At 30.7% G+C, this 20735-nt stretch carries 19 protein-coding genes; 13 read left to right on the forward strand and 6 right to left on the reverse strand.

The annotated features are described in order from the left end of the window. Window positions 1-319 precede the first annotated feature (319 nt). The 3 genes from WG945_RS08490 (at window position 320) to WG945_RS08500 (ending at window position 1707) form a co-directional block, all read left to right on the forward strand. Window positions 320-730, forward strand: coding sequence for a BrxA/BrxB family bacilliredoxin (locus WG945_RS08490; protein WP_068446992.1), 411 nt, complete (start codon window positions 320-322; stop codon window positions 728-730). Between the two features lie 76 nt (window positions 731-806). Next, complete coding sequence (locus tag WG945_RS08495; RefSeq protein WP_068446993.1) at window positions 807-1046, forward strand: hypothetical protein; 240 nt, start codon at window positions 807-809, stop codon at window positions 1044-1046. A 1-nt stretch (window position 1047) separates the two neighbouring features. After that, a complete protein-coding gene (locus WG945_RS08500; RefSeq protein ID WP_068446994.1) occupies window positions 1048-1707 on the forward strand; it encodes an HD domain-containing protein in 660 nt (219 codons plus the stop codon). A gap of 11 nt (window positions 1708-1718) precedes the next feature. On the opposite strand, the gene WG945_RS08505 is transcribed toward WG945_RS08500, so the two are convergent. Further along, the gene (locus tag WG945_RS08505; protein WP_068446995.1) at window positions 1719-2591 is read right to left on the reverse strand and encodes an AraC family transcriptional regulator; all 873 of its coding nucleotides are present in this window, start codon (window positions 2589-2591) and stop codon (window positions 1719-1721) included. Window positions 2592-2801: 210 nt separating this feature from the next. Here WG945_RS08505 and WG945_RS08510 point away from each other — a divergent pair, with 210 nt between their 5' ends. The 10 genes from WG945_RS08510 (at window position 2802) to WG945_RS08555 (ending at window position 16166) form a co-directional block, all read left to right on the forward strand. Continuing rightward, window positions 2802-3368: a hypothetical protein gene (locus WG945_RS08510; protein WP_231874456.1), complete on the forward strand. Its 567-nt coding sequence runs from the start codon at window positions 2802-2804 to the stop codon at window positions 3366-3368. A 255-nt stretch (window positions 3369-3623) separates the two neighbouring features. Next, complete coding sequence (locus WG945_RS08515) at window positions 3624-4208, forward strand: hypothetical protein (protein ID WP_068446999.1); 585 nt, start codon at window positions 3624-3626, stop codon at window positions 4206-4208. A 257-nt stretch (window positions 4209-4465) separates the two neighbouring features. After that, window positions 4466-5050 carry a hypothetical protein gene (locus WG945_RS08520; RefSeq protein ID WP_068447001.1) on the forward strand — a complete coding sequence of 195 codons (585 nt, stop codon included), beginning with the start codon at window positions 4466-4468 and terminating at the stop codon, window positions 5048-5050. Window positions 5051-5325: 275 nt separating this feature from the next. Further along, window positions 5326-5934 (forward strand): RNA polymerase sigma-70 factor, encoded by a 609-nt coding sequence (locus WG945_RS08525; protein ID WP_068447003.1) that lies wholly within the window; start codon window positions 5326-5328, stop codon window positions 5932-5934. Window positions 5935-6124: 190 nt separating this feature from the next. Continuing rightward, entirely contained in the window at window positions 6125-7237 is a 1113-nt protein-coding gene (locus WG945_RS08530; RefSeq protein WP_068447005.1) for a FecR family protein, read from the forward strand. A 1-nt stretch (window position 7238) separates the two neighbouring features. Continuing rightward, window positions 7239-10580: a SusC/RagA family TonB-linked outer membrane protein gene (locus WG945_RS08535; RefSeq protein ID WP_068447007.1), complete on the forward strand. Its 3342-nt coding sequence runs from the start codon at window positions 7239-7241 to the stop codon at window positions 10578-10580. A gap of 4 nt (window positions 10581-10584) precedes the next feature. Beyond that, complete coding sequence (locus WG945_RS08540; protein ID WP_340867175.1) at window positions 10585-12066, forward strand: RagB/SusD family nutrient uptake outer membrane protein; 1482 nt, start codon at window positions 10585-10587, stop codon at window positions 12064-12066. After that, on the forward strand, window positions 12053-13528 hold the full coding sequence (locus WG945_RS08545) for a hypothetical protein (protein WP_068447012.1): 1476 nt from the start codon (window positions 12053-12055) through the stop codon (window positions 13526-13528). The genes WG945_RS08540 and WG945_RS08545 overlap by 14 nt, the downstream gene beginning before the upstream one ends. A gap of 5 nt (window positions 13529-13533) precedes the next feature. After that, entirely contained in the window at window positions 13534-14679 is a 1146-nt protein-coding gene (locus WG945_RS08550; protein WP_068447014.1) for a cytochrome-c peroxidase, read from the forward strand. Between the two features lie 41 nt (window positions 14680-14720). Next, window positions 14721-16166, forward strand: coding sequence for a T9SS type A sorting domain-containing protein (locus WG945_RS08555; protein ID WP_068447015.1), 1446 nt, complete (start codon window positions 14721-14723; stop codon window positions 16164-16166). 92 nt (window positions 16167-16258) lie between these two features. On the opposite strand, the gene WG945_RS08560 is transcribed toward WG945_RS08555, so the two are convergent. From WG945_RS08560 to moaC, 5 genes are all read right to left on the reverse strand, one after another. Continuing rightward, window positions 16259-17032 carry an enoyl-CoA hydratase/isomerase family protein gene (locus WG945_RS08560; protein WP_068447017.1) on the reverse strand — a complete coding sequence of 258 codons (774 nt, stop codon included), beginning with the start codon at window positions 17030-17032 and terminating at the stop codon, window positions 16259-16261. 52 nt (window positions 17033-17084) lie between these two features. Next, complete coding sequence (locus tag WG945_RS08565; RefSeq protein WP_068447019.1) at window positions 17085-18494, reverse strand: sensor histidine kinase; 1410 nt, start codon at window positions 18492-18494, stop codon at window positions 17085-17087. 50 nt (window positions 18495-18544) lie between these two features. Beyond that, complete coding sequence (locus WG945_RS08570) at window positions 18545-19009, reverse strand: hypothetical protein (protein WP_068447021.1); 465 nt, start codon at window positions 19007-19009, stop codon at window positions 18545-18547. Between the two features lie 43 nt (window positions 19010-19052). Then, window positions 19053-20156: an NTP transferase domain-containing protein gene (locus tag WG945_RS08575; protein ID WP_068447026.1), complete on the reverse strand. Its 1104-nt coding sequence runs from the start codon at window positions 20154-20156 to the stop codon at window positions 19053-19055. An 81-nt stretch (window positions 20157-20237) separates the two neighbouring features. Next, entirely contained in the window at window positions 20238-20711 is a 474-nt protein-coding gene (gene moaC / locus WG945_RS08580; RefSeq protein WP_068447027.1) for a cyclic pyranopterin monophosphate synthase MoaC, read from the reverse strand. Between the last annotated feature and the right edge of the window lie 24 nt (window positions 20712-20735).

Raw genomic sequence — 20735 nt, forward strand, 5'->3', positions numbered from 1 at the left:
CCCCTGCAACTTTGTTACTTATTTTTACTTTGCAACTTACTTGCATGAAGGATTGAAGTATTTGTTTGAGCTCTTTTTTGTTTTTCACAAAAAAAGCGAGTGCGGAAAGCCTGACGATTCTTTAGATAAAGTGAAGTGTAAACGAAACTTTGTTTAAAGAATGGGCATGCCCATAATAAACCAACCACAATAAACGAATGTGTTTTTAATCATTTTTAAAGGATATCAATTTTATTGATATTCCTATTGATACAACAATTTTTATAAAGTTGAATTTTCTTTAACTTATACCTATATTTGCATTTTAAAATTAGAAATTATGTATCCAGAAGAATTAGTAAAACCAATGCGCGATGAGTTAATTAACGCAGGTTTTGAAGCATTATATACAAGTGAAGACGTTGAAAAAGCAATGTCTAAAGAAGGAACAACTTTGGTAATGGTAAACTCTGTTTGTGGTTGTGCTGCAGGTACGGCAAGACCAGGTGCTATTGCGTCTTTAGGGGCAGATAAAACACCAACAAACTTAACTACTGTTTTTGCAGGTGTAGAAAAAGAATCTACCCAAAGAGCACGTGAGTTTATGATTCCTTTTCCTCCATCTTCTCCAGCAATTGCGTTGTTTAAAGATGGTAACTTGGTACACATGTTAGAACGTCACCACATTGAGGGTAGATCTGCGCAAATGATTGCACAGAATTTAGCACAGGCTTACGAAGAGTTTTGCTAGGCTTCTAAAAATATATTATATAAAAAAATCCACTTAATAATATAAGTGGATTTTTTTTTCAAGAACATTTCCTATTATGGCATCAGAATTTTCTACATACACCAAAGAAGAACTTATAAAGAAACTTAAAAAACAAAAGAATTTCTTTATTATTAAAATGTTCGTAATTCTTTTAATGGTGGTTTTTGCTGTTTTTTCTACCATCGAAAACGGCATTTCTTTTCATACTTTTTTACCTTTATTTTTTATTCCAATGTCAATTTTTATGTATTTTGATATTAGAAACATCAAGAAAGAACTCGCATTAAGAAAATAACATGAATACAGAAAGCATCATTAAAAACACGATTAATTTTGTAAAAGAAACTTTAAAAAATGCAGAAGGTGGACACGATTGGTTTCATATAGAGCGCGTCTATAAAAATGCTATTTTAATTTCTAAGGATGAACAAGTAGATGCTTTTGTGGTGAGCTTAGGTGCTTTATTACACGATATTGCAGATCCTAAATTTTATGATGGCAATGAAACTGTTGGCCCTAAAATAGCTACGGCATTTTTAGAAGAACAAAACGTATCTACAGAAGTTATAGAACATGTTATTAATATTATTAAACATATTTCTTATAAGAATTCTTTAGAAACCAGTGGTGAAAAATTTACATCTAAAGAATTAGAGGTTGTACAAGATGCAGACAGATTAGACGCTATTGGCGCTATAGGTATTGCACGTTGTTTTAATTACGGTGGTTTTAAAAACCGGACTTTATACGACCCAGAAATTCTGCCAAATTTAAAGATGACTAAAGAAGAGTATAAAAATTCTTCTGCACCAACTATTAATCATTTTTACGAAAAACTATTGCTATTAAAAGATAAAATGAATACTTCTTCTGGACAGCGAATTGCTGCAGATAGACATTTATATATGGAAGTCTTTTTAAAGCAATTTAACGATGAATGGAACGGCGTTAAGTAATCTTACAACGCTTAATTCTGAATTAAACTCATCATTTCACTTCTATATTTTGAAGCTGATTTACCTGTAAATTCTTTAAACAGTTTATTAAAGTGAGAAAAGTTGTTAAAACCACACTCAAAACAAATATCTGTAATACTTGTTTGACTTTCTGATAATAACTTAGTTGCATGCACAACTCTATATTCATTTACTAATTTAGTGAACGTTCTACCTGTTGTTTTCTTAAAAAACCTACAAAATGCAGGAACCGTCATACTTACAAGTCCAGAAATTTCATCTAAACTAATATGTTGGTTAAAATTCTCATTTATATGTTTAAAAATAACATCAATTTTACTGCTGTCTTGTGGTTGCGTCTCAAAAGCATAACCATCTGCATTTAACAAGGTATAATCGTCTGATTTAGAAAGTGTGTGTAGAATCTCTAACAAAACCAAAACTTGTTTAAAACCTTGTTTCTCAGATAATTTCTCAATTTTAGGACCTAATTTTTGTTTTGTTTTTACTCCAAACAGAATTCCTTTTTTAGCTTTTTCAAATAAAATACTAATTGGTTTCATTTCTGGAACTTCAAAAAACTCATTTCCTAAAAAGTCTGGTTTAAATTGTACCAATGTTTCAGAACCATTTGTAGTTAACCTATCTGTAAACCCGTTATGTGGCAAGTTAGAACCTATTAATAACAACTGACTATTATTAAAATAAGACAAATGATTACCAATGTGTCTTTTTCCCTTTCCTTTATTAACATAAACTAATTCGATTTCTGGATGAAAATGCCAAAATGCTTTTATTTGTTTTAAAAACTCGGTGTGTTTTTTTACAAGTATAGAACTTCCAAAATCTGGACTAATTTTCTCTAAAGTGGGCTTAACATTCATAAACAGGGGTATTTGAATGGCAAATTTACAACACTAAACTGTAAAAAGCTGTATAAAATTAACAAAATTATACACCATATTAACTTTAATTTCTTTTAACATAAAAATAACAGATAATTTAACACACAAACCTACCAATTTTGATGTTTTTAAAACAAAATTTCCACCATAAATTTGCAGTGTTATTAATCATATAAAATGACAAATAAAATGAAGAAAATTATATTGGTTGCCTTAATGTTCGGAACAATAATTAGTTACGCAAACGAAAACATAGACATTAAAGACGCAAAGAAAACTGTTAAAGTTGAATTTAGCAATGTAAAAAAAGGTCAGACTTTAAATATTAAAGACCATACTGGCTTAGTAGTTTATAATGACAAAATTGAAAATTCTGGAGATTATTCTAAAACATTTGATTTTTCTGCTTTAGAAGACGGAGTGTATTCTTTTGAGTTGATTAAAGATTTCGAAATTGTTATTAAACAATTTTACGTTGAGAATGGATTGGTTACTTTTTTAGACGATAATAATGAGAAAGTATTTAAACCTATCATAAGAAATGAAGGTCAATTATTATTTATATCTAAAATTAGTTTTAATAATGAACCTTTAAAAGTTACTCTTTATTATAACGATAAAGCGGTATTATCGGAAACGGTATCTGGTGATCAAATTTTAAAGAGAGTATATAAATTATCAGAAAAAGAAATTGGTAATTATAAAGTGATTGTTAATTCTGATGACAGAACGTATATCAAAGAATTTAAAATATAAAGATTTAGTTAATTGTTTCGTCAAATTACTGCTATAATTTGATGGTAAAAGCGAGTCCATTTGGACTCGCTTTTTATTTGAAAATACTTTTCATAGAATATAATATTACCATAAATGTATTCTATTTTAACTTAACAGTTAATTAACATTAATTAACAATGATAAAATAACATACAAATATAGCAATTATGATGTTTTTAGAACTTAACTACCATCGTACCTTTGTAGCGTTACTAACCTTTAAATAAGAAGATCATGAAAACAATAATTAAAACAATTTTAGTAGTAACATTAATGTTTGGAACATTAATTAGTTATGCAAACGACAACACGAAATCTAATAATTCAGTAGCTGTTAAAAAAGTTAAGGTTGAATTCAAAGATGTAAAGAAAGGAAATGCTTTAACTATTAAAAATGAAAACGGAATAACAATATATAAACAAGTACTACAAACTTCTGGAAACTATACTAAGAATTTCGATTTAACAAATTTAGAAAATGGTTCATATACCACTGAATTAGAAAAAGATTTTGAAATCATTGTTAAGAAACTTGAGGTAAAAGATGGTTTTGTTACTTTCTATAAAAATGAAAACGAAATAATTTTTAAGCCAGTAATTAGAACAGAAGGAAATTTAATTTTGATTTCTAAAATTGAATTTGATAACCAACCTTTAAATGTAACTTTATACTACAATAATAACATTATCTTTTCTGATAAAGTAGAAGGAGAAAAAGTTTTAAATAGAGTTTATAAATTATCTAAAACTGAAGAAGGAGCATACAAAGTTGTTATTAGTGCTGACCACAGAACTTACACAAAAGATTTTACAATATAAAAATTTAGTTAATTGTTAAGTTAAATTACAGCTATAATTTGATGATAAAAGCGAGTCCAAATGGACTCGCTTTTTTTTTGGAAATTTTTTTTTTTAAGAAAATAAAATTACCATAAATATATTCTATCTTAACTTAACAATTAATTAACACAAACCAATACTGGTAAAATAACACACAATCATGCCAATTATGATGTTTTTAGAACTTAACTTCCATCATACCTTTGCAGTGTTACTAACCTTTAAATAAGAAGATCATGAAAACAATAATTAAAACAATTTTAGTAGTAACATTAATGTTTGGAACATTAATTAGTTACGCAAACGACAACACAAAACCTACTAATACAGTAGCTGTTAAAAGAGTTAAAGTTGAGTACAAAGCCGTAAAGAAAGGCAATGCTTTAACTATAAAAAATGAATATGGAATAACAATATATAAACAAGTATTACAAAATTCTGGAAACTATGCTAAAACTTTCGATTTAACGAATTTAGAAGATGGTTTATACACAACAGAACTAGAAAAAGACTTCGAAATTATTGTTAAGAAACTTGAGGTAAAAGATGGTTTTGTTACTTTTTATAAGAATGAAAATGAAACAATCTTTAAACCAGTAATTAGAACAGAAGGTAATTTAGTTTTAATTTCTAAAATTGAATTTGATAACATTCCTTTAAACGTAACTCTATACTACAACAATAACATTATCTTTTCTGATAAAGTAAATGGAGAAAAAGTATTAAATAGAGTTTACAAATTGTCTGAAACTGAAAAAGGAGCCTATAAAGTGGTTGTTAATTCTGATAACAGAACTTACATAAAAGACTTTACAATATAAAAATTTAGTTAATTTTTTCGTTAAATTACAGCTATAATTTGATGATAAAAGCGAGTCCATTTGGACTCGCTTTTTTATTTTAATCGATTATTTATCAAAAAATAAGAAACCTTGACTACACTTTTAATTATATTCCAAAAAATGAAATTATTTTAACAAAAAATTTATTATAGAAATCCATACAGATTAATAGAAATATCCATTATTTTGGCAAAAATTATATTCTTGTCTCTTATCACCTATTTCAACGAAATTGATTAATTTCGGTATATCCCATGAAAGATTATAGTAAAACTGAAATACGGCATTTTAAAAATTTTCAACTTGGTAACGAGAAGGCCTTTGAGTATTTTTTTAATAAATACCATAGTCATATTTTCGGCTTTTGCATCCAATTTATTTACGACAAATCACAATCTTCAAGTATCACACAAGAAGCCTTTTTAAACTTGTGGCTTAATAGAGCAAAGATTGAGAAAGTAAATGGAATAGAATCTTTTTTGTACACCTTCGCTAAATCTAAGTGCCTTAATGCAATTAGACATCTTAAAGTAAAAGAACGTTTTAAAAGCAAAACTTTAAACGAAAAACAGCGTGCATTAGATCTTGATGTTTTAAATGCAATTAATTTTGACAACCTAACCTTAATGGAGTTGGAAAAATTGATTACTGATTCTATTAAAGATTTACCAGAGAAAACAAGAATTATTTTCTTAAAGAAACGATTTGAAAGCAAAAAAAACAAAGAAATTGCGGACGAATTAAATATTACTATAAAAACAGTAGAAGCTCATATGACCAAAGCTTTAAAAATTTTAAGAGTAAAATTATCCGATTATCTTCCAATTTTATTAGTTAGCATCATTCTTTCTAACCAACAATAACTATTATTTATTTTATAATTTTTTTGTAATTCATACTGTAAATTACAAAAAAACAGAATACTTTTGCCTTATTTTTAATTAGTCTAAATAATAACAATAATAAATCATAGGGTTATTTAAAAATGAAGTGTACTAACTTATATGCAACAAAAAACACCAAACACCAATATTAATTCAGCATTATATTAAAATGGTTTCGAAATTAATAACAAAATACCTAAACAACGAAGCTTCCGAAAAAGAAGTAGCCCTAATTTTTAAATGGATAGAAGCATCAAGTAGTAACAAAAAAGAATTTATTGCCTTAAAAAAAACATGGGCATTAACTTCTGTTTCAGAGCACACACCTAAAAAAGATTGGCAAGAAGTTCAAAAGAAAATTAGAAAAACAAAACCTTTGCAATATAAAAATTGGCTAAAATACGCTGCTGCAATCATCGTTTTTATAAGCATAGGAAAATTTTATTGGGATTCAAGCAATGTTAACAACAAGCAAATAGAAGAAAATAGTATTGTTTTGCTAACTGAAGACAAAGATAATAGCATTAAAATAAAATATGATCAGGAAAATATTTTAAGTTCTTCTGGCAAAGTTATCGCAGAACACAACAAAGACGAAATAATATATAAAAAAGCATCCACTACAAGCCCTACAATTTATCATACCCTAAATATTCCATTAGGAAAAACTTTTAAAGTAAAGCTATCAGACCGAACTACAGTTCACTTAAATTCTGGCACCACTTTTAAATACCCAAAACAATTTAGTACAGATGGAAATAGACTTGTTTATCTACAAGGTGAAGCGTTTTTTGAAGTTGAAAAAGATGCCAATAGACCATTTATAGTAAACATAGATGATGTAGACGTAAAAGTATTAGGAACAAAATTTAATGTAAGTGCTTATTCTAATACTACAAATTATAGCTGTGTTTTAGTTGAAGGTTCTGTAGATGTCTCTAATGCAAACTACAACTCATTATTAATACCTAATGAAAAAGCTAGTTGGAATTCTTTAAGTCAACAATTTAAAATAGAAAAGGTAGACACCAATTTATATACTTCATGGATTCATGGAGAATACATTTTAGAGGCCTCACATTTTAGCGAAATATCTAAAAAACTTGAGCGTGCATTTAATGTAAAAATAATTAATAATAACAAACTATTAGAGTCTCAAGAATTTAGCGGAACCATCAACTTTAAAACTTCAACAATAGAAAACATTTTAGACTTACTAAAATTCGATACCTATTTTGAGTACACTATTAAAGACAACCAAATAATAATTAGTAGCAATTAATATGAAGCATATTTTTACTCCCCATATAAAAAAACTAATTCTCTCCTTAGGAATTATACTATTTTATCAAAATGCCTTTGCGCAAACAAAACCAATTTCTATCAACATAAAAGAACAACCACTAAGTACTGTTCTAAAAACAATCGAAGATCAAACTTCTTATCGAGTTATTTATAATATCGCTAAAATAAACGTAAAACAAAAAGTTAGTTTAGTAGCAACAGACAACAGTTTAAAAGAAATTTTGTCGAAACTATTAAAAGAGACCACACTAACTTATGTAATTAAAGATAAGCAGATTTTACTTATTGAAAAACAAACTAAACCTCAAAAAGTAACAAGAATCATAAAAGGTATTGTGTATACAGCAGAAGACAATTTACCACTTCCAGGAGCTAGCATTTTAATTAAAGGTTCTAGAATTGGAGCAATCACAAATATGGATGGTCAATTTACTTATTTATTAAAGGGAAATGATATTGCCAACATTGTCTTAGAAGTTTCTTACTTAGGTATGAAAACAAAAACCGTAGTGGTAGCAGACCAATCTCAATTTACTTTTTATTTAGAAGAATCTAGAAATGCTTTAGAAGAGGTAATAATTACATCTTCATACGGAACAAAAAAACTACGAGAGGAAGTTGTTGGAAGTATAGAAACCTTAAATTCTAAAGACATTGCCATAGAACAGGCCTCTGAAAGTATTGATAAAATGGTAGACGGACAAATAGCAGGTGTTTATATAGAAAACACATCTGGTATTGGCGGCCCAGTAAGCATTAACATTAGAGGTCAAGGTAGTTTAACTCCTCTAAATGGTGCTATATACGGTACTTCTACACAACCACTTATTATTATTGATGGTGTTATTATGGCCGAAGAAATGGCGATAGACAATAACTTTTTTGACGCTAACGGAAGTTCTTCCGAAGATTTATCGAATCCTTTATCTCAAATTTCTCCAGAAAATATAGAAAGTTTTACCGTCTTAAAAGATGCCGCTGCAGTTAGTATTTATGGAGCGGATGCTGCCAATGGTGTTATTTTAATTACTACCAAGCAAGGAAAAAAAGGACCTGCAAAATTTGGTTTCTCATCACAATTAGGAGTTTCCTCTGCGATTAATCAAATTAAATACTTAAGTGGATCTCAATACAACGAACTGCGAAATGAGTATTTAAAAAATACAACATTAAGCTACACTCCTATAGCTTACAATGGTGTAGATACCGATTGGTTTAATTTACTAAATGGTACAGGAATTTATAATAAATACAATTTTAGCGTTTCTGGAGCTTCAGAATCCTTTTCATACCGCACAAGTTTATCTTTTAAAAAAATAGACGAACCTCAAAAAGGAAACACCAACAAACAACTAAATGCGAATATAAATTTAGGATATAAACATAAGAAATTCGACCTAAATTTAACACTAAGTCCTAGCTTCGTATCTAAAAAAGCGCCAAATATTTATTATAGCTATGCATTTGCGCCAAACCTATCTCCTTATAACGAGGACGGTTCTTATGCCAATGTTGGGGTTACAGGCTTAGGAAATCCATTAGCAGCCATTGACCAAAACAAAAACATTGCAAACACTTATAGTATTTTAGGAAGTCTACAAGCTAGCTATCATATCACAGAAGACTTAAATATTTCCTCTTTATTTGGTCTTTCTTACAGTGATAAAGAACAAGATCGTTATTTCTCGGGAGAAAATGAAAGTGGTCAAGTTAATGGTAGTTTTACACTAAATGGTACGTCGTATCCAATCTACGGCCGTCGTTTAATAAATAATAGGCACACCAATAAGTGGAACTGGCAAACACGCGCACTTTACAATAAACAAATAGACGAAAACAATACTTTCGACGGTATCTTTGGTATTGAACTTACAAAAGAAAATGTAGACTTTAATTATGCTTCCGGACGAGGATTTGTAAACCCAAACATTATAAACGAGGTTACCGATGCCCTTCAGGATGACAACCCATCCACAACCGAGAATGAATCTACAGGAAATCAAACTTACAGCTCAGATATTAGTAACAACTCTAAAGTATCTCTCTTTTCGCAACTTAATTACAATTACAAAAAACGCTATTTTATTCTAGCAAATTTTAGACGTGACCAAAGTTCTGTTTTTGGAGACGACACCAATGTGGCCTACACAGGAGGTGCCGGTGTAAGCTGGATTTTATCTAATGAAAATTTTTTAGAAACTAATAATTGGATCGATTTATTAAAACTAAAACTAAGTTACGGAACTACAGGAAACTCTAGAATAGGTTCTTATCGCTCTAAAGGCTTATATACCATTGCTGATAATGGTTATAATAACTTAGATATTGCTTATCCGTCTGCTGCTCCTAATGGTGAATTGAGTTGGGAAAAGAATAAAAAATTTAATGCGGGTTTAAACTTCAACTTTTTAAACACGGTAAGTTTAACACTTGAATATTATTACGACGATATTCAAGATCTTATTACAAGCAGAAACATCCCTACCGAGACCGGCTATAGTTCCATCCAAATTAACGCTGCGAGCATGTACAACAAAGGGCTAGAACTATCAACAAATTTTAAATGGTTTCAAAAAGAAAATTTTAAATGGACCACCTCGTTTAACATTTCTACATTACAAAGTAAAGTTACAGAACTAAAAGGTTTAGGAAGTAAGTTTTCAACTTCAGAAATTGCATTGGCACAAAAAGTAGGCTACAGTACTTCTACTATTTGGGGTATTAAATGGGCAGGTATCGATCCTGCTACGGGGCGTGACTTACTTAAAAAAGACGGAGAAATATACGATGCCGTAACTTATAATAGTTTGTTTACAAGTGCAGATTGGGTACCTATTGGAGATTATCAACCCGATGCCTACGGTGGTTTCAATAACACCTTCACCTTCAACAATAATATAAGCTTATCCATTCGAGGAAGCTTTCAAATAGGCGGTGATTATTTAGCAGAAGATGAGCTTATTGCTAAATACAACATCACATCAAATAGAAATCTATCTGTAAATGCGTACGATTATTGGAGAACTCCAGGAGATGTTGCTCTTAACCCAATTGTAACCAGCAATAACCCAACCATTTCTAACTATGATAAATACTTGTACGACGCTACGTCTTTAAGAATAAGTAACGTGAATTTAAACTATAGCTTTCCTAAAAATAGTCTAAGTTTTTTAGATGGCTTATCTGTATATACAGATGTTTCTAATGTCCTTTACTGGTACAAAGAAAAAAGTTTAAATGGCAGAAATGGTATTAGTGAATTTAGATTTACCTACCCACAAGCGAGAACAATTTCAATAGGAATAAATGCAAAATTTTAAGGTGATGATGACACAGAAAAAACAACTAAAACAACTTTCTAAATACTTCCTAGCAGTATTAATTGCAATCTTTTACAACTGCAGTGGTTTTTTAGAACAAGAACCAGGATCTCAAACCTCTATTACCGAATTACTTGACAGTACAGATGGAGTAATAACTGCCCTAAATGGTGCTTATCATGATTTAGAATCCAACGTGAGAGGCGAGCGCTATGCCACTTACGCCGATATGCAAGCTGGCAATATCACCTTTACACCAACAGAAACGGGTAATAATACGGGGCAAATTACAGTGCCTTTTAATATAGAAAACGTTTACAACTTTACAGATTTAGCAGATGACAGTAATTTAGACGGGTTTTATGATGACTGCTACGATATTATAAACCAAACAAATCTTATTCTAGAATATGTGGATGCACTAACAGATTCTAATGATAATATAAAAAATCAAATAAAGGCAGAGGCTTTAACCATTAGAGCCTATACACATTTTCTATTATCTCAAGTATACGCTCAAAACTATGGTTTTACCTCAGATGCTAGTCATTTAGGCATTGTTTATAACAAAACCTCTTTAACCAATGGCATCACCTACCCATCTAGAGCAACCTTAGCAGAAACCTATACTTTAATTATTGAAGATTTAACTGCTGCTATAAACAACTACTCCAACACTTTACTTTTAGATGGACCAACGTATTCTTATTTCAATAAAGTAAGTACTCAAGCTTTACTTGCCAGAGTCTACATATCTAAAAACGATTGGCAAAATGCTTACGATTTGGCAAATGAAGTGATTCTGAATTCAGGAAAAACACTAACACCTTCGGAAGACTATATTGCAGAATGGGAAAAACCAGATGTACCTATTTCTGAAGTATTATTAGAGTTTTCTATTCCGCGCGACAGTGGCGGTACAATAGGAGGCTCACTATCCAGCTCCTATGGTTATACCTCAACAACAGATTACGCAGATTATGTAGCTTCAGAAGATTTACGAAACCTTTTTGAACCTAATGATCTACGTGGACAGCTTTTTCTTGAAGCCAATTTACCAACCTTAATTAATGGAGAATTAGAAGACCGCCAATATTATTTTACTAAAAAATTTCAAGATAACCCAGGCTTTGTAGCTATCAGATTAAGTGAAATGTATTTAATAAGAGCCGAAGCCTCATTAGGACTTGAAAATCTAGAAGCTTGTAAAGACGACATTAATATATTACGAAACCGAGCAAATGCCACGCTACTTACAGAGACGACAGATTTACAAGGTATTCTTCTACAAGAACGCCGAAAAGAAATGTGCTTTGAAACTCAATACTTATTCGACTTAGCAAGATTTCAACAAAATATAATACGAGGTACAGACTGCGTATCGCAAACTTGTAACTTAAATTATCCTTCAGGAAAATATATACTTCCAATACCAAACAGTAACATTGAACTTAACTCTAATTTACAGCAAAATGACACATATTAAAACCATATTAGCCATAGCAACTGTTTTTGCGATACTGTTTTCATGCTCTAAAAATGATGACAATACAATTAATGACGTTCCTAGTTTTGTTCGGTTTAATTTTTTAACCAACAGCAATAATGAACCACTCAAATACCCGCAAGTAAGTAGCGCCATTATACCAAGTATTAATTATATAAACACAAGCATTAACACCTTAAAAGTGCCTGTAACCTTAACATCTTACACATTAGAAAATGAGGTAACCGTAAATTACAGCGTTACATCTTCCTCTAATGAAGATCTATTTACCATAAGTCCAGTAAACCAAGTTTCGTTTAAAAACAATCAATTAACCGATACTATTTATATTAACTTTAATAAACGATGGTTGGGTGCGGAAAGTATTGTTCTAAACCTAGAGTCGGTATCAGATCCTTCGATAAATATAGGGAACTTAAATTCAAATGAAACTAATTCGGAATTCACTGTTAATTTAGAACCTGTTACAACCACTTATACATTTATAGAAAACAGAATTGAAATTACCGGTGAAGCAGGTGAAGAAATTGACTTTACTGTTAATTTTCCTAACGGATATCTTCCTTCGGAAATAGAAGATTTAGATATTTTTAAATTTTTAAATGGTTTTAATTATAGTATTGAGCCCTTAGACATAGGAGAAAACAGTGCCACAATAAAGTACAGAGTTACCTTAAATGAATCTATAGAAAATGATGATGTGTTATACCAAACCATTATTACGCTTATCGATAACGAAAATTACACAACCAAAGGAAACAGTTCACTTCAAATTGTAAAACCTATTAAATCTGAACGTGATGTTACTATTAATACAGCTGCTAGCTTCTACAATTTATCAGATGTTTTTCACCGTACATATATAGAACATTGGAACGATTTTAATGAAGATGGAGAATGTGCTTGGCAATCTACTTTTGCCTTCACCTACCCTATAGTTGTAGCATCTACAAACCCGAATGCCGTACTTTATAGTGATAATGGCACTGCCGATCCGCTAGATGATATTTACCATCATGCCTTTCAAATAGGTTTCGATAGCCCAATTTCAACTACAACAGTAAACGCCTTCAACTTAAAAAGATACTTTAGTAACGAGAGTACAAGTAGAGCAAACTCTCCTGGTTTTAACGTAACTCCAGCCATAGAATTTTTTCCTAAAAACGGAACAAGTACAACTAATGGCTCCATTTTAATAATCCCCCAATTGTTAACAATCTCTGGTACAAATGGCAATAGCTATGCTTTTGCCATTTCTGGAGAAGGCACTTACCAAGAAGTTAGCCCTGGTATTTTTGAACTTAAATTTAAATTAAACCTGACCAACGAGGCCGTTTTTGGAGGCACCATTACTTCTGAATATCGCTTATATAATACAGCCGATTATACGGATCCTGAAGATTTAACTACTAACAATTGCATTACTGAATACACACTATAATAACCATGAGAAACAACCTTATTTTAACCCTATTTATTTGCATTATTATATGTTCTTGTAAAACAGAACATAAAGAAGAGTACACCAATATTGCTAACCTAAAAGCTATTTATTCCAATGGAGACAATACTAAATGGCCTACTCCAGATTTAGATAGTACCGTAGACAAAAAAGCTTTTAAAGATATTGGAGCTTTACCAAAGTTACAACATCCAGAATACAACCCTTTTAGTAAAGAGAAATCTAAACTCGGAAAAACACTCTTTTTCGATCCAAGATTATCCGTTAGCGGACAAATAGCCTGTGCTTCTTGCCATAATCCAGAATTAGCTTGGACCGATAATTCTACCCGTTCTTTTGGTCACGATCGCCAGACAGGAGCAAGAAACTCTATGACTATTTTAAATGCTGGTTTTGCACACAGTTTGTTTTGGGATGGTCGTGCTTCTAGCTTAGAAGATCAGGCTAGATTTCCTATTGGAGACCCTTTAGAGATGAATGAAAAACTGAATATCGCAGTAGATAAAATAGCAAAAATAGAAGGATACAAACCCTTATTTAAAGCCGCTTTTGGTAATGACACCATTTCATTAAAACGTATTCAGTATGCCATAGCAACCTTTGAACGCACCGTAAACAGCTACAAAACAAAATTCGATAAGTTTGTAGAAGGAGATTCTACCAAACTTAACAATCAAGAAGTTTTAGGCTTACACTTATTCCGCACAAAAGCAAGATGTATCAATTGCCATAACACCCCTTATTTTTCAGACAACCAATTTCACAACGACGGACAAACCTTGTTTGGCACCAAAGATGAAGATTTTGGACGTTATAATGTAACTAAAAATATGGCAGATATTGGTAAAATAAGAACACCTACTTTAAGAGAAATTGCCAGAACTGGTCCTTGGATGCATAACGGACATTTCCCAAGCTTATTGGATGTTGTTCAATTTTACAACCTTGGCAATCCTGCAGTTGTTCAAAAAAAATACTTAGGTAAAGGGCGCGACTCTTTAATACCAACAAACTCACCTATCTTAAAAAAATTAAATCTAGAAAAAAATGAAATTGAAGCCTTAATTGCCTTTATGGAAACCTTGTCTTCTAGCAGAGGTAGAACTTTAATACCTAACCTTCCTAAGTAATATTAATCAATTTTAAAAATCAATTTTAAACACTCACAATTATGAAAAAACAATTACTCTTATTTACCGCTCTTATTAGCGCAATTGCGTTAAACGCACAAATTACACTTGTAAAAGAAATTAATGACAACGGAACTTCTAGCTCTAGTCCTGCAAATCTTACTGTTTTAGATGGAAAAATATTTTTTTCTGCAGATGATTCTAACGGTTCTAACACTCCTAGTGGAGAAGATTTAGGAAAAGAAATTTGGGTTACCGACGGAACAACATCGGGTACTACATTTGTAAAAGATATTAAACTAGGTTCTTCTAGTTCAAATCCATTTGCTTTTTTTACTTTTAATAATAAATTTTATTTTAATGCCAATGATGGAAGTGCAGAGCTTTGGACATCAGACGGAACAGAAGCTGGTACAACAAAAGTAGATATTATGCCAACTATTACAGGAGAAGCACCTCAACGTTTTACAGAACTAAACGGAATGGCTTATTTTACTGTTGGAGGACAACCAGGTAGTACAAGTGCAGAAACAGCAAATAAATTAGTGCAATGGGATGGCGTAAATGATGCTGTACAAGTTGCAGATTTAGGAGATGGTTTCGAATCTGTTTTTGCTGAAATGATTGCTTATAAAGATGCGCTTTATATCTATATGAATTACAATACACAAGATGCTACTTATGGTAACGAACTTTATAAATACTCGCCAACGGCAGAAACTTTTACGCTTGTAAAAGATATAGATGCAGGAACTGGAGATTCTAGTATTAGTAATTTTACAATAGTTAATGATATTTTATATTTTGAAGCAGACAATGCTCTTTGGCTAACAGACGGTACAGAAACTGGTACCATACCTGTAGCAGCTGCTACAGACTTAGCAGGAATAGCAGATCTATTTGCATGGAATGATCAATTATTTTTTGCAGGTGATGATGGTACTAATGATGATCAACTTTATGTTTTAAATCCAACAACAAATACCATAAGTAACATTAGTAATATTTCTGGTAAAAACCATGATCCCTCTGATTATGCTGTTTATAATGGTTACTTATATTACAGCGGTGAAGATGCTACAAGTACCAACAAATATTTATTTAGAACTAACGGAACTACTATAGAACAATTAGACAATACTATTAAAGATATTGATGAAATTACTGTATTAAACGATATCTTATATTTTGAAGGTGATAATGGAACCTCGGGTAATGAACTTTACAGCTTAAATCCTGCCACGTTAGCTACAGAGAGTGTAACTGCAGAAATAATTAAAGTATTCCCTAACCCAGCATCAGAATATATTATGGTTCCACAAAGTCTTTTAAAATCATCATACGTAATTTATGATATTTCTGGTAAAAGTGTAGATGCAGGTACTATTTCTTCTGAAAAAATAGATTTAGATTTAAACAGTGGTTTATACATATTACAAGTACAAACAAACTTAAACACCATCTCTAAAAAAATAATGGTAAAATAAATCAATTTACAATTAACTAAAAAGCCTCATAATTTTAGAATTATGAGGCTTTTTTATTACAATTTTACATGTTTATTTTTAGCAACTAATCTCTAAAAATTAGGTTTTCTTTTATCTAAAAAAGCAGCAGTACCTTCTGTAAAATCTTCTGTACCAAAACACTCTCCAAACTCTTCTATTTCAACATTAAAACCATTAATACCTTCTTCAAAACCAGCATTAACAGCTCTAATTGCGGCAGAAATTGCATCCGAAGAATTTCTTATAACCTTACTTGCAATTTTTTCTGCCAAAGGTAATAACTCCTCTTGTGTAGTCACATAATTTACCAAACCATATTCTTTGGCCTCTTCGGCAGAAATCATACCTGCGGTCATAATCATTTCCATTGCCTTCCCTTTACCTACTAATTGCGGTAAACGTTGTGTACCTCCATAACCAGGTATTACACCTAAAGAAACTTCTGGTAAGCCCATTTTTGCATTATCTGATGCCAATCTAAAATGGCAAGACATTGCCAACTCTAAACCACCACCTAAAGCAAAACCATTTACGGCTGCAATTACAGGAGTAGATAAGTTTTCTACATAATCAAATAAAGTATCATGCCCTAGTTTAGACAAGCGAGTACCCTCATCTACAGAAAAATCTGCAAACTCAGAAATATCTGCCCCTGCAACAAAAGCTTTTTCTCCACTACCTGTTAAAATAATCGCTCTAATTTTTGTATCATCTTCTAATTCCTCAAAAGCTTCATTTAATTCTATAATAGTCACTTTATTAAGAGCATTTAATTTTTTGGGTCTGTTGATAGTTATTTGAGCTAAACTATCTTTTTTCTCAACTAAAATATTCTCGAATCTCATTATGTATAAATTTAATGGCCTATTTTTTTTTAAATAATAGACAATGATTATATTAACTTTTTGGCAATATAACAGTAAAAACAGTTCCAAGTCCTTCTGTAGAAGTAAAAGAAATAGATCCTTTATAAGCTTCTATAATATTTCTTATCATTCCTAAACCTAATCCCATTCCACTTGTTTTTGTAGTAAATTTAGGTTCAAAGATTAAATCTTTTAAATCTTCAGAAATACCTTTACCGTTATCAGAAACTGTAATTTTTATATTTAGATCTTCAGAAAAAACTTTTACCTCAATTAAAGGGTTTTCTTCTACATTTACTGCCTGAATTGCATTTTTAACTAAATTAGTAATCACTCTAATCAATTGAGTTTTGTCTAAATTAGCATATAATTCTTTCTCCTGAGGATAATATTTGATGTATTCTTCTGTAAAAATATCTAATGCAAACTTTACGACACTTATCAACTCAACTTGTTCTTTCTTTTGAGTAGGCATTTTGGCAAAATCAGAAAAAGCAGAAGCAATAGAACTCATTACATCTATCTGCTGAATTAAAGTTTGACAAAATTCTTTTAATTTATCTTTTGCCTTTTCATCTAAAGGATCAAACCTTCTTTCAAAACTCTGCACTGTTAAGCGCATTGGCGTTAACGGATTCTTTATTTCATGCGCTACTTGTTTTGCCATTTCTCTCCATGCTTGCTCTCGCTCACTCTTAGCCAACTTAGCAGCACTTTCTCCTAACTCATCAATCATGTGGTTGTATGCTTCAACCAAAATCTCTATTTCTGAGCTCGCTTTATCTAAAACAATTTTTTCATTCCGTTTATTTAAACGGGTTTGTTGCATTTTATCTGAAATGGTTTTTATAGACCTTGTAATGTAGCTAGATAAAAAATACGCTATTGCAATTGCAATTAAAAACATAAGGATATACACAACGCCCAACCTCAACATAAACTCTCTTAATTCATGCTCTATCTCAGAATTATCTTGTGTAAATTGCAACTCTATAATACCTATTCTTTTAAATTTAGGATCATGAATAAAGGAAAATGATGATTGATAAACAGTTCCATCATCTACACTTGTTTTTAAAATTTTGTGATTAGAATTTTGAGACAATTCTTTCAAAATATCCACCGGAAGTGGATTTTCATCTACCTTTTCAAAAGCACTTGCTGTAGAAGATTTTAGTAAGTTTCCCTGTAAATCGTAAAAAGATATATTTAATTTATTAATAGATGATATTTCGAAAATACGTTCTTGAAATATTTTAGCTAAATTCTCTGTATTTACCGGATAGGTCGTTTTATTTTTAAGTTCTAATTCTATAATTTCTTTTGTGGTAGCTTCTTTACGCTCAAAACGTTGAATATTGTAGTCTTTTGTTTGTTCATCATACTGATAAATAGTAACCACCAAGATTAATACTGATGCTAATAACACCAATAAAATCATTGATAAAAAGATACGTATTCTTAAAGATATTTTTTTGAAACTCCCCAAATCTAGTCTAATTTAATTCTCTTTGTTTTCATGGTTAACAGGTCGTCAAAGGCTCCGTCTTCATCCCAATCATATTTACTTGTACCTACAAACCCCTCTTTAGTTCTTTTAATTAGGTAGCTTACTTTCTTATCTCTACCACCATAGTTAAAAGATACTTTTAAAGAATCTCCTACCACATCCCACTCTCCAATAGCTTTAGATATTTGTTCTCCTTTTGTATTTTTAAACCAAGCAGAAAAAGTACCATCATTATTATATTGAGATTGTGCCACTAACTCTGGATTATCATCAAATTTATCTTCGTAAACCTGTAAAGAATCTGTTTTATTAACAGTATACATTTCTATTTTTAGATAAGTGGTCTCCCAACTATCTACCATAAATTCTTTTGTAGAAAGTTCTGGTTTACAACTCGCAAAAAGCATTCCAAAAAGGAGAATAAAAAAATAAGATTGTGTTTTCATAATAAAAGTGAGATTATAGATATTTAAACATACTAATTTACAACTAATTTAGCTCATTTTTAGCCTCATTAAACTCTTCTGGTGTATTTATATTTCTGATAAATTCATCATCAACTTCAACAATTTCTACATCAGAATTAATTAACATTTTACGCGGACAAGAATATCCTTGCGCTAAATATTGTAATAAAATAGCATATGCTTTTGGTTCGTAAATGGTAATTAAAGGTTCTGGAAAATCTTTATCTTTTCCTTTAATAGTTGTGGCCGCTTTACTAGGGTTTCTATGCTTTAACAACAATTGAACAATAACATCATTTACAAAAGGAACATCTGTTGCCAAAACAAACCAAGCTGCATTTGGGTCTTTCTGAAATGCAGAACAAATACCTCCAAACGGACCTAAGTTTAAAAACTTATCAGAAATCTCATCTTCTTTTGGTGATGAATTCTGAACAGAATAAAACGTTTCTAAATTGTTATTTTCTAACAATTCTTTAGCAACTTCTTTTTGAGGTTTTCCAAAATAATCTAGTTCAGATTTATCTTGTCCCATTCTTGTGCTTTTTCCTCCAACTAAAACCAACCCTTTTACGGGTGCAATTTTTTCTTGAATCAGATTATGAATGTGCTTTGCAATTTTATCAACCTCATCAATTGTATAACACGTTATATTTTTTATCTGCGGATATTTTTCTTCCAAAAAAGAAAAATATGCTGTGTCTTTTTTCAATTTCACAACAAACTGAATACGATCTAACTGTTCTAATCTTTTTAAAACCGAAGCTTCTTTTGCTTCATCTAAAACCAAAATTTGTTTTGCTCCTTGATAATGGTTTCCATTGATAAAAACATAATCGTACTGTGCAAATTGCAAGCGTTGTTCAAACTTATTTACATTTCCAGAAGTGGTAATCTGTAAATTTCCTTGATGATGAAAAGTATATTCTGACAACGTATTCTCGGCAACATATTTTGCGTGCGAAGCATCAAAATACGCCAACTTATAGTTGGATAATTTCTTAGAAACACTATGAACTAAATCTGAAATAATCCCACAATTTGTACCTAGAATAGAAATTTCATTTGGCGCAAAATTATCATTATCTCTTCTTTCTAAATTTGTATGTTTTTTGTGTTTTTTCATTTTATTCATTTTGTCATTGCGAACAAAGTGAAGCAATCTTTTATTAACAGATTACTTCGTCCTTCCTCCTCGTAATGACAATTAATTATTTATATCAGATTTCCCTCCAGTTTTCTTTAACAGCTTTACTTCCTTAATCACCATTTCTTGACTAATGCTTTTACACATATCATAAATAGTTAAACACGTAATATTTACACCTGTTAAAGCTTCCATTTCAACTCCGGTTTTCCCTGTAATCGTAACTTCACAAAAGACTTCTATATTTTCTGTATCTATAATATTGATATCAATATCTACCCCATTAATTAATAACGGATGACACATTGGTATTAATTCTGATGTTTTTTTAACTCCTTGTATCCCTGCAATAATTGCCGTCTGAAAAACAGGTCCTTTTTTGGTAATTAACTCATCATTTGTAAAATGAGCTATTACTTCTTTTCCTAAAAACATGGTTGCTTTTGCAATGGCAGTTCTTTTGGTAATTTTCTTATCAGAAACATTTACCATCTTAGGATTTCCTTTTTTATTTAAATGTGTAAAATTGCTCACAATTTTTAGTTTTAAATGTTGAAT

It is taken from the genome of Polaribacter atrinae (genome assembly GCF_038023995.1).
Taxonomy (GTDB): Bacteria; Bacteroidota; Bacteroidia; order Flavobacteriales; family Flavobacteriaceae; genus Polaribacter; species Polaribacter atrinae.

What these genes read in the sequence shown, in the direction of transcription:
- WG945_RS08490 (WP_068446992.1), top strand. Translation starts at nt 320, where the DNA reads ATGTATCCAGAAGAATTAGTAAAACCAATGCGCGATGAGTTAATTAAC.
- WG945_RS08495 (WP_068446993.1), top strand. Translation starts at nt 807, where the DNA reads ATGGCATCAGAATTTTCTACATACACCAAAGAAGAACTTATAAAGAAA.
- WG945_RS08500 (WP_068446994.1), top strand. Translation starts at nt 1,048, where the DNA reads ATGAATACAGAAAGCATCATTAAAAACACGATTAATTTTGTAAAAGAA.
- WG945_RS08505 (WP_068446995.1), bottom strand. Translation starts at nt 2,591, where the DNA reads ATGAATGTTAAGCCCACTTTAGAGAAAATTAGTCCAGATTTTGGAAGT.
- WG945_RS08510 (WP_231874456.1), top strand. Translation starts at nt 2,802, where the DNA reads ATGAAGAAAATTATATTGGTTGCCTTAATGTTCGGAACAATAATTAGT.
- WG945_RS08515 (WP_068446999.1), top strand. Translation starts at nt 3,624, where the DNA reads ATGAAAACAATAATTAAAACAATTTTAGTAGTAACATTAATGTTTGGA.
- WG945_RS08520 (WP_068447001.1), top strand. Translation starts at nt 4,466, where the DNA reads ATGAAAACAATAATTAAAACAATTTTAGTAGTAACATTAATGTTTGGA.
- WG945_RS08525 (WP_068447003.1), top strand. Translation starts at nt 5,326, where the DNA reads ATGAAAGATTATAGTAAAACTGAAATACGGCATTTTAAAAATTTTCAA.
- WG945_RS08530 (WP_068447005.1), top strand. Translation starts at nt 6,125, where the DNA reads ATGGTTTCGAAATTAATAACAAAATACCTAAACAACGAAGCTTCCGAA.
- WG945_RS08535 (WP_068447007.1), top strand. Translation starts at nt 7,239, where the DNA reads ATGAAGCATATTTTTACTCCCCATATAAAAAAACTAATTCTCTCCTTA.
- WG945_RS08540 (WP_340867175.1), top strand. Translation starts at nt 10,585, where the DNA reads ATGATGACACAGAAAAAACAACTAAAACAACTTTCTAAATACTTCCTA.
- WG945_RS08545 (WP_068447012.1), top strand. Translation starts at nt 12,053, where the DNA reads ATGACACATATTAAAACCATATTAGCCATAGCAACTGTTTTTGCGATA.
- WG945_RS08550 (WP_068447014.1), top strand. Translation starts at nt 13,534, where the DNA reads ATGAGAAACAACCTTATTTTAACCCTATTTATTTGCATTATTATATGT.
- WG945_RS08555 (WP_068447015.1), top strand. Translation starts at nt 14,721, where the DNA reads ATGAAAAAACAATTACTCTTATTTACCGCTCTTATTAGCGCAATTGCG.
- WG945_RS08560 (WP_068447017.1), bottom strand. Translation starts at nt 17,032, where the DNA reads ATGAGATTCGAGAATATTTTAGTTGAGAAAAAAGATAGTTTAGCTCAA.
- WG945_RS08565 (WP_068447019.1), bottom strand. Translation starts at nt 18,494, where the DNA reads ATGATTTTATTGGTGTTATTAGCATCAGTATTAATCTTGGTGGTTACT.
- WG945_RS08570 (WP_068447021.1), bottom strand. Translation starts at nt 19,009, where the DNA reads ATGAAAACACAATCTTATTTTTTTATTCTCCTTTTTGGAATGCTTTTT.
- WG945_RS08575 (WP_068447026.1), bottom strand. Translation starts at nt 20,156, where the DNA reads ATGAAAAAACACAAAAAACATACAAATTTAGAAAGAAGAGATAATGAT.